The organism is Chromobacterium sp. LK1 (assembly GCF_001043555.1).
GTDB lineage: Bacteria > Pseudomonadota > Gammaproteobacteria > Burkholderiales > Chromobacteriaceae > Chromobacterium > Chromobacterium aquaticum.
Genome location: NZ_LDUI01000043.1, coordinates 42,480 through 53,541, shown reverse-complemented (window position 1 = coordinate 53,541; position 11,062 = coordinate 42,480). Strand labels below are relative to the sequence as shown.

At 63.0% G+C, this 11,062-nt stretch carries 9 protein-coding genes; 2 read left to right on the top strand and 7 right to left on the bottom strand.

The window, feature by feature from the left end:
* From VI26_RS18755 to VI26_RS18745, 3 genes are all read right to left on the bottom strand, one after another.
* On the bottom strand, window positions 1-672 hold a 672-nt coding region (locus tag VI26_RS18755; protein WP_048411280.1), incomplete at its 3' end, for an alpha/beta hydrolase.
* 407 nt (window positions 673-1,079) lie between these two features.
* Window positions 1,080-1,556, bottom strand: coding sequence for a peptidylprolyl isomerase (locus tag VI26_RS18750; protein WP_048411279.1), 477 nt, complete (start codon window positions 1,554-1,556; stop codon window positions 1,080-1,082).
* Window positions 1,557-1,881: 325 nt separating this feature from the next.
* Window positions 1,882-2,409, bottom strand: coding sequence for a hypothetical protein (locus tag VI26_RS18745; RefSeq protein WP_048411278.1), 528 nt, complete (start codon window positions 2,407-2,409; stop codon window positions 1,882-1,884).
* A gap of 537 nt (window positions 2,410-2,946) precedes the next feature.
* On the opposite strand from VI26_RS18745, the gene VI26_RS23390 reads away from it, so the two are divergent.
* The gene (locus VI26_RS23390; RefSeq protein ID WP_053074515.1) at window positions 2,947-4,596 is read left to right on the top strand and encodes a methyl-accepting chemotaxis protein; all 1,650 of its coding nucleotides are present in this window, start codon (window positions 2,947-2,949) and stop codon (window positions 4,594-4,596) included.
* 268 nt (window positions 4,597-4,864) lie between these two features.
* Window positions 4,865-5,410: a hypothetical protein gene (locus VI26_RS18735; protein WP_053074514.1), complete on the top strand. Its 546-nt coding sequence runs from the start codon at window positions 4,865-4,867 to the stop codon at window positions 5,408-5,410.
* Between the two features lie 46 nt (window positions 5,411-5,456).
* Here the strand turns inward: VI26_RS18735 and VI26_RS18730 are convergent, their stop codons facing one another.
* Genes VI26_RS18730 through VI26_RS18715 form a run of 4 tightly spaced genes read right to left on the bottom strand, consistent with a single transcriptional unit; the run spans window position 5,457 to window position 11,051 of the window.
* Window positions 5,457-7,157: an ABC transporter ATP-binding protein gene (locus VI26_RS18730; RefSeq protein WP_048411277.1), complete on the bottom strand. Its 1,701-nt coding sequence runs from the start codon at window positions 7,155-7,157 to the stop codon at window positions 5,457-5,459.
* Between the two features lie 17 nt (window positions 7,158-7,174).
* Window positions 7,175-8,239 carry an ABC transporter permease gene (locus VI26_RS18725; protein WP_048411276.1) on the bottom strand — a complete coding sequence of 355 codons (1,065 nt, stop codon included), beginning with the start codon at window positions 8,237-8,239 and terminating at the stop codon, window positions 7,175-7,177.
* Window positions 8,240-8,255: 16 nt separating this feature from the next.
* Window positions 8,256-9,197, bottom strand: coding sequence for an ABC transporter permease (locus VI26_RS18720; RefSeq protein ID WP_048411275.1), 942 nt, complete (start codon window positions 9,195-9,197; stop codon window positions 8,256-8,258).
* Window positions 9,198-9,245: 48 nt separating this feature from the next.
* Window positions 9,246-11,051, bottom strand: a complete 1,806-nt coding sequence (locus tag VI26_RS18715) for an ABC transporter substrate-binding protein (RefSeq protein WP_048411274.1) — start codon at window positions 11,049-11,051, stop codon at window positions 9,246-9,248.
* Window positions 11,052-11,062: the final 11 nt, after the last annotated feature.

Sequence of the window (11,062 nt, the reverse complement as noted above, 5' to 3'; positions counted from 1 at the left end):
GGAATACCAGGCGGCGATGCGCTGGTTGGCGCGCATGTCCCAGCCGCCGGAAAAGTCGATCACGCCTCTGACGGCCACGCGCTTGGCGATATAGGCGGCCATGCCGCCGCCTTGGGATTGGCCGGCCAGCACGATCTTGCTCCAGTTTATGGCTTGCTGGTTCAAGTATTGCTCCCAATGGCCTTGCGGGTCGGTCTTGGACAGGTAGCGCAGCAGGGCGGTCAGCCGATAAACAATGGCGTCCTTGGGCTGGTCCTGGATCAGCGTGGTGGCGTTTTCGCCAAAGGCGCGCTTACGGCGCAGTTGTTCCGCGCAGTCTGGCTGGCTTGTCAGCACCGGCCGGGTGCAGACCTGGGAAACGGCCGGGGTATCGATATAGGACAGGATGATGAAGCGGTAACCCTGGGCCAGCGCGGTGTCGATGAAGGCCTGTTCGCCCACCACGGTGCGAGTGGTTTCGCCGCCGGTTCCGGGCAGGAAAACCAGCAGCGGCGCATGCCCGCCCTTCTCCGCTGAGAAAACAATGTGCGGCCCGCTGTTCTTCACGATCCCGCCATCGGTGTCCGCCGGGGGCACATCCTTGCGGACAACGTCCGCCCATGCCGCCGTGGCGATGCTGAGCAGCAGCGCCGCCGCAACCAGCTTGCAAATCCTATCGGCCAAGACTGTCATTGCATTCCTCAGAACCTGTTTACGATCTGCTGCGCGTCGGCGGGATGGATAGAAATGGGCGTTGAAACCAAGCTCAAAATGCTCATGTACCACGAGTACATTCCGCTTTTTCGCCCGTTTTCGCCTTGTCTCGCCTTAGCTCGCGAGATCGTAAACAGGTTCTCACATCTTAAATGAGTGGATTGAATTGCCCCGACTACCTGGACTTGCATGAGCCCTTGGCTAGTTTGCTCAGACTCTACTCGCGATGCCCGGTGCGCGAAAGCGCGGCGAGCACGCATGGCCACCGCGGCGCAATCTCCAAACCGGCTTGACCGCTGGCTGGCCGCCAAGCCTTGGGCGATGGGATGCAGACAAAACAAAACCCTCCCGGCTGGGAGGGTTTGGCGTGTACCAGGCGGGTGGTATCAGTGCTGATGCCCGTGCTCGCCATGCACATGCTGGTGAGCAATTTCCTCTGCCGTTGCCGCGCGCACGTCGACGACTTTAACCACGAAGCGCAGGGCTTTGCCGCACAGCGGGTGGTTGCCGTCCAGCAAGACGGTGGGGCCTTTGATCTTGGTGACGAAGTAGTAACGCGGCTCGCCATCCGGGCCGAAGCGCTGGATCTGTCCGCCTACCTTGATGCCGGGCGGGAAGTCGGCCTTGGGCATGGTGGTGACCAGGGCTTCGTCGCGCGCGCCGAAGGTGTCTTCGGTCGCCAGTTCCAGCGAGGTTTGAAAGCCGGCTTCCTGGCCTTCAAGCGCGGCTTCCAGCTTGGCGAACAGGTTGTCGTAATCGCCATGCAGGTAGGAGACGGGCTTTTTGCCATCGTCGTAAACCAGGCCCTGGCTGTCGGTGACTTTCATGCGCAGGGTGACGGCGGTGTTGGCGGTGATTTTCATGGCGGGCAATAGCAAAAAAATGGAAGCCGGAAGGTTGGCAGTTCAGTGGCGGGGTGTCAACTGAATCGCCCCGCGTTTGTTTGGTGCGTCTGGGCTTGGAGCCGCCGCCGCGACCGGAAACGGTTTCAAGGGAGACGGTTTCAACGCCGTATCGCCGCAGAGCAGCAGACTATGAACAGGCTCTAAGAACCTGTTTACGATCTGCTGCGCGTCGGCGATACAGCGTTGAAAACAGCTTCGAAATGCTCATGTACCACACGTACATTCCGCTTTCTCAGCTGTTTTCGCCTTGTCTCGCTCTAGCTCGCGAGATCGTAAACAGGTTCTAAGCCCCCAGCCGCGCGAAAAAGTCCCGATACACCTCCGCTTCGCTCACCGGCTTGGTGCGGGAATCACCATTGCTGTCCCAGATGGTGCGCTGGAAACGGGCGCGCAGCCAAACGCCCTGGCCGCCAGCGGCCGGGCGCAGGGTGATCAGCGCTTCCAGGCTTTGGTGGTCCGGTTTGCCGGGCAGGCCCATTTTCATTTTCAAAAGGCCGCGCAGCACTTCCCGGCTGGTGCTGACCAGTTTTTCATGGCGTTCGGCGCGCAGCAGGGAGAAATCCGCGTCTTCTTCCAGCCGGCCGTACCCCATCGCCGCCAAGGCCTTGCCGCCGGCGCGCAGCGCTTGCGCCACGGTGGCGCCGCGCCAGTAGAAATCGCGGGCGTTCTGATAGGCGGCGTTTTCGGCGGCGTCCAATTCCACCCGCACCTGGGTGGAGCTGTAGCGCAGTATGCGGCCGCCATCACCCACCACTTGTTCCTTGTCCGCCGCGCAAACGGCGGCGCTCAGGCTCAGCGCCGTCAGCGTCATGGCGAAGGCGGCGCGGCCGCGCCGGACGTCAAACGCGCCACGGCGTGACGCTGGGCGTTGTTTTAAGCGCAACAGGAGATGCAAGCAGGATGTTTTCATCGCGTCCGTATTATTTTGACATTTGAAAACTTTAACACAGACATTATGGCGTTTAAATTGCCAACAGCATGACTTCTGTCTTGGGTGGCGCCCTGCCCGGCCATGGGCCCGGTAACGTCCGCGCCGGCCCGGACATACACCCTATGTTCCCACTTTGCGATGCAAAAATAACCATTAGGACTATCGGTGCGGCGTGAATTATGATTGGGCCCATTCAATGAACGTCGCACCGCTTCCGCCTCCGTCACGAGGAGGGGCGCTGGCATTGAAACACTCCGTCGCACCGGCCTGTGGGCCCATTCCTGATGTTCCAGAATCCCGGCCCCGGCTGGAGTCCGTGCCAGCATGAAGCGCTGCGTCTTCACACATTGATGCAATCGCCAATTCATATGCGTTTGCTATGAAAAAAGATGAATATCAGCGCCAATGGGGGGCATTATGTTAAGTCAATTCACGATCGGGCAGCGCATCGCCGCGCTGGCGGGCAGTCTGCTGTTTGCAGTGGCTCTGGTGGGCGGTTCCGGCTGGTGGTCGTTGAACCAGATGGATGGCGAGCTGACCTCGCTGTTTGACCAGAAAATCGCGTTCCGCTATCAGATGAACGCCATGCAAAGCAGCATGCTGCACATCCGCCAGGATGAGAAGAACATCTTCATCAGCATCGGCAATCCGGACAACTCGGATCAGAGCATCCAGACCAACAAGCAGTTGCTGGACAAGCATATCGCCGAGTTCAAGAACCAGGCTTCCACCGCCAAGTCCATGGCCATGGCGGCGGATCACCAGAAAACCTTCGACAGCATGCTGACCGGCCTGTCCGGCTATGAGCAGGGCATGAACGGGCTGTACCAGAAGATCGCCAGCGGCGAGATCAGCCGGGCCAATGTCGGCGACGAGGGCATCACCCCGTTCAAGCCCAAGCTGTACGAGGCGCGCGACGCGCTCAACAGCCTGAGCAAGCTGGCGGACGATTCCGCGCAGGCCGCGGAGGACGCGCTGGCGGTCAGCATGAAGAACACCCGCAATATGATGCTGACCATCCTGGTGCTGGCGCTGGTGGTGGGCGTGGGCCTGGCTTTCGCCATCGTCCGCTCCATCACCCGCCCCTTGCAGGCGATGCAGCAGACCATGCGCCACGCGGCGGAACAAAACGATTTGACGGTGTCGGTGGATCAGACCGGCCGCGACGAGGTCAGCGAAACCGGCCGCGCGCTGGCGCAACTACTGGGCAATCTGCGCGCCTTCCTGCGCCAGACCCGCGACGATGCCAAGCAGGTGAACGACACCGCCCACGCCTTGTCCGGGGTGTCCAAGCGCATTGCCGAGGCGTCCCAGGTGCAAACCGACGCCTCTTCGTCCACCGCCGCCGCGGTGGAAGAGATGACGGTGAGCATCAATCTGGTGGCCGAGCACGCGGTGGAAATGGCCGGCGAGGCCAAGAGCAGCATGAACGAGGCGGTGAGCGGCAGCGAGGTGGCCGGCCAGGCCGCGCAGCAGATGTCGGAAATCGCCAGCGTGATCAGCCGTTCCGAAACCATCATCATCGGCCTGAACCAGCGTTCCGATGAGATCGGCAATATCGTGGACGTGATCCACGACATCGCCGAGCAGACCAATCTGCTGGCCTTGAACGCGGCCATCGAGGCGGCGCGCGCCGGCGAAACCGGCCGCGGCTTCGCGGTGGTGGCGGACGAGGTACGCAAGCTGGCGGAGCGCACCGCTCAGGCCACCGGCGAGATCTCGGAAAAAATCAAGGCGGTGCAAGGCGACACCACCACGGCGGTGGCCAGCATGCGCGAAGCCACCGAGCGGGTGGAAGCCGGCGTGGCGCTGAGCGGCACGCTGTCGGAACGCCTGGCGCAGATCCGTGTGCTGTCCACGCGCTTGCTGGAGAAAACCAGCGAGATCGCGGAGGCGATGCGCGAGCAGAGCACCGCCAGCAACGAGGCGGCCAAGAACGTGGAGCGCATTGCCAATATGGGCACGGAAAACGGCTTGTCGGTGGAGGAGTCCTCCGCCATGGCGCAGCAGTTGTCCGGCCTGGCGCATGGGCTGGATGCGGCGATCAACCGCTTCCGCGCGGATTGAGATAAAAAGCGTCGCGCTTGAGCAGCTTCCATCAGGTCTAGCTTCTCCATCATGAGGGCGCGTCCGGCTTGGTCCGGGCGCGCCCGCAGAACGTGTTTACAATCTCGCGAGCAAGAGCGAGACAAGGCGAAAACGAGCGAAAAAGCGGAATGTACAAGTGGTACATGAGCATTTTGAGGGCGTTTTCAACGCTGTATCGCCGAAGCGCAGCAGATCGTAAACAGGTTCTCATGCCACAATCCAGGTTTTCGCCCGCCCTCTTCTTCCCATGTCCGTCCTCGAGCCGCTGTACGCGCCGTTCGCCTCCTCTGCCGCCGTGCTGCTGTGGCCGGCGCTCTTCCTGCTGCTGAGCCGCCAACTGCGCCGTCGCGCCTGGTTCTGGCCCTATGTGGCGCTGTCGCTGCCGGGCACGGTGCTGCACGAGCTGTGCCATTTCCTGGTGGGCTGGCTGCTGCGGGCACGCCCCAGCCGCTTCAGCGTGTGGCCGCGCCGCAACGGCCGGCAGCTGACGCTGGGCCAGGTGGGCTTCAGCCGGCTGACGTGGTGGAACGCGCTGCCCATCGGCATCGCGCCCTTGCTGTTGCTGCCGCTGGGCTGGGGCCTGCTGGCGCTGGCGGCGCGCGGGCCGTGGCTGAGCCCGGCGGCGGCCGGCCTGGGCTTTCTGGCGGCGCAGTGCTGGGACGGCTGCCTGCCCAGCAGCACGGACTTAAGCCACGCCGGACGCTCCGCGCTGGCTTACGGCGCGCTGCTCTGTGCGCTGTTTGGCGCTTACTCGCTGCTGCACTACGGTTTCCGCGCGCTGGCGGGGCAATAAAAAACCGCCGGGAGACCGGCGGTTCTTAACTGAAGAAAACGCGGACTTAGGCCGGCGCCATCCCCATCCAGCCCTGCGGGATGGACTCCAACAGCTTACGGGTATAACTCTGCTGCGGTTCGCGGTAGATCTGGTCCGCGTCCGCCTGCTCCACCACTTCGCCCTTGTTCATCACCATCACCTGGTCGGAGATGTGCTTCACCACCGCCAGATCGTGCGAGATGAACAGATAGGACAGGCCGTATTCGTCCTGCAGGTCTTGCAGCAGGTTCAGTACTTGCGCCTGCACCGACACGTCCAGCGCCGACACCGATTCGTCGCAGATCAGCACTTCCGGCTTCAAGGTCAGGCAGCGCGCAATCGCGATGCGCTGACGCTGGCCGCCGGAAAATTCGTGCGGATATTTCTGCAGCGCTCCGGCCGGCATCCCTACTTTGTCCAGCAGCTCCTGCGCCAGCTTGCGCCGCTCGCCGCCGTCGCGGCCGATGCCGTGCAGCTGCATCGGTTCGCTCAGGATCTGCTCCACGGTGAAGCGCGGGTTCAGCGAGGCATAGGGGTTCTGGAAGATGATCTGAATGCGGCGCTTGTAGGCGTGGAAGGCCTTGGCGTCCATGCCCAGCAGGTCCTGGCCGTGGAACAGCGCCTGACCGCCGCTGGCCTGGTGCAGCCGCACCAGGGTCAGCCCGACGGTGGTCTTGCCGGAGCCGGATTCGCCGACGATGCCCAGGGTTTTACCCTTGGCCAGCTTGAAAGACACGTCCTTGACCGCGTGGAACTGGCGCTTGCCGAACAGGCCTTCGCGCACGTCGAAGGATTTGCTGAGCCCGCGCACGTCCAGGATGATTTCGTCGTCGTCCCGGTAGCCGCGCTCGCGCTGCGGCGGCTCCACATAACCGCCCGGCCGCAGGAAGTCGTCGATCACCGCCAGCCGCTGCGGCCGCCGGTCCAGATGCGGGCGGCAGGCCAACAGCGCCTTGGTGTAGGCGTCCTGCGGCGCGTCGAAGATTTGCTGCACGCTGCCCTGTTCGCGGATTTCGCCGTGACGCATGACGATGACTTCGTCGGCGAACTCGCCCACCACGCCCAGGTCGTGGGTGATGAACAGCACCGCCATATCGTGCTTCTTCTGCAGATCGGCGATCAGTTGCAGGATCTGCTTCTGAATGGTCACGTCCAGCGCGGTGGTGGGTTCGTCGGCAATCAGCAGCTTGGGTTCGCAGGCGATGGCCATCGCGATCATCACCCGCTGCTGCTGACCGCCGGACAGTTGGTGCGGGTAGCTGTCCACCTTGCTTTCCGGTTCCGGCAGGCCCACTTCGCGCAATAGTTCGATCGCACGCCGGCGCGCCGCGCGGCGGCCCAGCTTGGCGTGTAGCATCAAGGCTTCCATGATCTGCTCGCCGACGCTGAACACCGGGTTCAGCGAACTCATCGGCTCCTGGAAGATCATCGCGATGTCCTTGCCGCGCAGCGCGCGCATCTCGGCGCCGCTGGCGCGCAGCAGGTCGCGCCCGTGCAGCAGGATCTGGCTGTCCGGGTGGATTTGGGCGTGCTGCGGCGACAGCAGGCGCATGATGGCCATCGAGGTCACCGATTTGCCGGAGCCGGATTCGCCCACCAAGGCGACGGTGCGCTTGGCCGGGATGTCGAAGCTGACGCCCTTGAGCGCCTGGAATTCGCCGCCGTTCTCCTGGCGGAACGCCACTTTGAGATTGCGTACCGACAGCAGGGTCTGGTTCTGGGTCATGGTCTGTTCTCCCCCTCTCACTTCACGGCCGCGCGCGGGTCCAGCGCGTCGCGCAGCGCATCGGTCAACATGCTGAAAGCGGTGACCAGGGTGGACATGAACAGCACCACCATGGCCAGTTGCCACCAGAAGCCTTGCAGCAGTTCTTCCGGCACTTCCGCCAGCATCGAGCCCCAGCTCACCTGGCGCACATCCACGCCGAAGCCGAGGAAGGACAGGATCACTTCATACTTGATCAGGCCCACCATCAGCAGGGAGAACTGCACCAGCAGCAGATGGGAGATATTGGGCAGGATGTGGATGAACATGCGCCGGCTGTGGCTGGCGCCGATCGCATCCGCCGCCTGCACGTACTCGCGCGAGCGGTTCTTGATGAACTCGGCGCGCACCAGGCGGAAGGTACCGGTCCAGCTGGTCAGCGACAGCACCAGGATGACGGTGGCGATGCCGCGGCCGGCCACGGCGGCGAAGGCGAGCAGCAGCAGCATGTCCGGCACCGAGGTGAACACACTGTAGAACCACATCAGGAAATCGTCCACCTTGCGGCCGAAATAGCCGGCCATCGCGCCCAGCGTGCTGCCGATCAGGATGGACAGCAAGGCGCCGAAGAAGCCGACCAACAGCGAGGTGGCGGTACCCTTGATCACTTTGTCCAGAATGTTGCGGCCACGCTGGTCCGCGCCAAAGGGCAGCGATTCCACTTTCTTCACTTCCGGCTGGGCATACTCGGCGGCATGCGGGCGCGCGGCTTCCATCCAGTCGTGGATGGGGTCTTCCGACGGTTTCAAGCGCTCGGTGGGCACGATGGCGGTGGAGGCCGCGCCGCTGGTGGCCGGGGTTTCCTGCTGGCGGTATTTCTCCAGCAGCAAGGTCGGCGGCGCGTAGGAGGCGGCGATTTCGTCGTTCCAGCCGCGGCCGGCCAGGTTGAGCCAGCCGGCGGCGGCCAGCAGCATGAAAGCCACCACCACCCACAGCGAGAAGAAGCCGATGCGGTCGCGCTTCAGGCGTTGCCAGCCCAGCGCCCACAGGCTGCGCGAGGGGGCGGCCGGCGCGGCGCCGGCGGTATTTTGCAATGTCGTCATGTCTTGTGCTCCGCGCTTACTTGAGTTGCACGCGTGGATCGATCCACTTGTAGATGATGTCGGCCAGCAGGTTGAACACCATGGCGGCGCCGGCGATGGTCACGGTAATGGCCTTGATCACCGGGAAATCGCTCTTGTCCACCGCCATCAGCAGTTCATTGCCCATGCCGGGAATGCCGAAGAAGCGCTCCAGCAGCATCGAGCCCAGCACCAGGAAGGGCAAGGACATCATCACCGCGGTGACCACCGGGATCAGCGCGTTGCGCAGCACATGCTTGAACAGCACGGTTTTTTCCGACAGGCCCTTGGCGCGCGCGGTGCGCACATAGTCGTGGCCCAGTTCTTCCACCACGAAGCTGCGGTAGAAACGCACATTGGGCGCCAGCGACACCAGCATGCCCAGGATCAGCGGCAGCGGCACGTAGATCAGCAGGCTGCGCAGCAGGCTGTCGTCGTCCCAGCCCATCACCGGGAACCAGTCCAGTTTGAAGGCCAGCAGGTATTGGCCGACGATGATGTAGGCCAGCGAGCTGACCGACATCGCCACGGTGCAGATCAGCGTCACCATGCGGTCGGTCAGCGTGCCGCGGTAGTAAGCCACGGCGATGGCGATGGGCAGCGCGGTCAGCAGTTCGAACACCAGCAAGGTGCCGGTCAGCGTCAGCGAGGGACCGATGCGCGAGGCCAGCGTGGCGGTGACCGATTGCTGGGTGGACCAGGAGGTGCCGAAGTCGAAGGTGGCCACTTGCTTGACGAAGAGCCAGAACTGCTGCGGCAGGCTCAGGTCCAGGCCCAGCTGGGCGCGGATATTGGCCATGATTTCCGGCGTCAGGCGTTTGCCGGCCAGGATGTAGGTGGGGTCTCCGCCCACCCAGTTGAATAGCACGAACACCAGCAGCATGACGCCGAACATCGTCGGCACCATCTGCCAGATCCGGCGGATGATGAAATTGAACATCTGCTTCTCCAGAATATAGCGGCGCGGCTGCGCCCCGGATCAAGATAGTTAGCGGCGCTTGCTCAGGTCGATGTCGACATAACGCCAGGACGCCCCTATCGTGGCCAGCGGATGCGGTTTGTAACCCTTGAGATAGTCGTGGCTGACGACGTTTTCGAAGCGGGTCACGCCCAGCACATAGGGCTGATAGGCGGCGGCCACCCGATTCATGCGGTCGAACAGCGCGTCGCGCTCAGGGCCGTTGGGCAGCACTTGCGATGCTTCATAAGCCTTGTCGAACTCCGGCCGGCTGAAGAACGGCAGGTTGGCGATGCCAATCTGCTTGCTCCACAAGCCGGTGACGAAGTCATCGCCGTCCGGAATGGCGGCGGAACCACCCAAGGACCACATCTGCACCTTGCCGGCATAGGCGGCCTTGAGGTTTTCGTTCCACTTGGCCACTTTGAAGGTGACGCGCAGCTTGATGCTGTCGAAAGCCTTCTGCCAGATCTGGTTGAACTGCTTGTCGAATGCGCTGCCCTGGGTGGACTGGGTGATCAGCAGCGGCTGACCGTTGGGCTGGCGGCGGTAACCGTCCGGGCCGATCTTGTAGCCGGCCTGATCCAGCAAGGCATTGGCCAGCGCCGGATCGAAGTCCGTCGCGCCGTGGAAGCGCGGATCGTTGCCCACCATGTTCAAGGGCACCAGATTCTGCAACTGGATGGCTTGGCCGCTGTACAGCAGCTTGATCACTTCCTGGCTGGGGTAGGCCATGGCGATGGCGCGGCGCAGCGCGATCTTTTGCTTGCTGTAGCCCCCTACCACCGGGTCGCGCATATTGAAGAAGGCGTAAGTCAGGTCCATGCCCAGATTGTGATGCAGGCGGATGCCGCGCTGCGCCAGCGTCGGGTTGAGGCTGGCCTGGAAGGGATTGGCCTCGCTGCTGTGCACGGTGGACGGAATCGCGGACTTGGGCACGCCGATGTAGTCGATCTGCTTGTTGAGGAAGGACAGCCAGCGCGGCTGTTCTTCTTCTATCACCTTGATATCGATGCGGCCGATGACCGGCAGGGTCTTGCCGCGCAGTTGATCGGCGATTTCGCGGTCCTGCGGCGGCGCGTCGGCGGCCGGCTCGTCGGCGAACACTTCCTTGCGATAGCCGGGGTTGGCTTCCAGGATGATGCGGTTGCCCGGCTTCCATTCCTTCAGCACGAACGGCCCGGTGCCCACCGGGTGGGCATTAGTGTTGCTGTCGTAGGCTTCAATCACCTCGCGCGCCACCGCGCCGCTGAATTTGGCGGCCACGGTGTAGAGGAAGTTGTAATTGGGCTTTTTCAGCGTCAGCTGCAGGGTGTAGCGGTCCAGCGCCTTGATGCCATCGATGGGCTTGTCGTAATCGAAGCGCCCTTTTTTGCTGGCGGCGCTGCCCGCCTCCGCCAGCCCCAGCACGTAGTCGGTATAGGAGGTGGCGTTGGGCGAGCTGACCTTGGGATCGGCGAAACGCTTGATGCTGTAGGCGTAGTCCGCCGCGGTCAGCTCGCGCTTCTTGCCCTTGAAGGCCGGATCGTCGGCAAAATAGATGCCGGGCCGGATTTTGAAAGTGAAGACCTTGCCGTCCGCCGATATTTCCGGCAGTGCCTGGGCGGTGCCGGGTTTGAGCTTGAGCGGCCGCGCCAGATAGTCGTACCTGAGCAGGTTGTCGAAGATGTTCTCGATCACGCCCAGCGAATAGATGTCACTCATCTTGGCCGGGTCGAAGCCGGTCTCGGGCGCCAGGAAGGACACCTTCAGCGTCTTGGTCATATCGGCCGCCTGCGCGGACGCGAACAGGCCCGCCCCCGCCAGCAGCAGGGGCAGCCATTTCCAGCGATTCATCTCGCTTACTC

Coding starts and splice junctions, on each gene's coding strand:
- VI26_RS18750 (WP_048411279.1), bottom strand. CDS start 1,556: ATGAAAATCACCGCCAACACCGCCGTCACCCTGCGCATGAAAGTCACC.
- VI26_RS18745 (WP_048411278.1), bottom strand. CDS start 2,409: ATGACGCTGACGGCGCTGAGCCTGAGCGCCGCCGTTTGCGCGGCGGAC.
- VI26_RS23390 (WP_053074515.1), top strand. CDS start 2,947: ATGTTAAGTCAATTCACGATCGGGCAGCGCATCGCCGCGCTGGCGGGC.
- VI26_RS18735 (WP_053074514.1), top strand. CDS start 4,865: ATGTCCGTCCTCGAGCCGCTGTACGCGCCGTTCGCCTCCTCTGCCGCC.
- VI26_RS18730 (WP_048411277.1), bottom strand. CDS start 7,157: ATGACCCAGAACCAGACCCTGCTGTCGGTACGCAATCTCAAAGTGGCG.
- VI26_RS18725 (WP_048411276.1), bottom strand. CDS start 8,239: ATGACGACATTGCAAAATACCGCCGGCGCCGCGCCGGCCGCCCCCTCG.
- VI26_RS18720 (WP_048411275.1), bottom strand. CDS start 9,197: ATGTTCAATTTCATCATCCGCCGGATCTGGCAGATGGTGCCGACGATG.
- VI26_RS18715 (WP_048411274.1), bottom strand. CDS start 11,051: ATGAATCGCTGGAAATGGCTGCCCCTGCTGCTGGCGGGGGCGGGCCTG.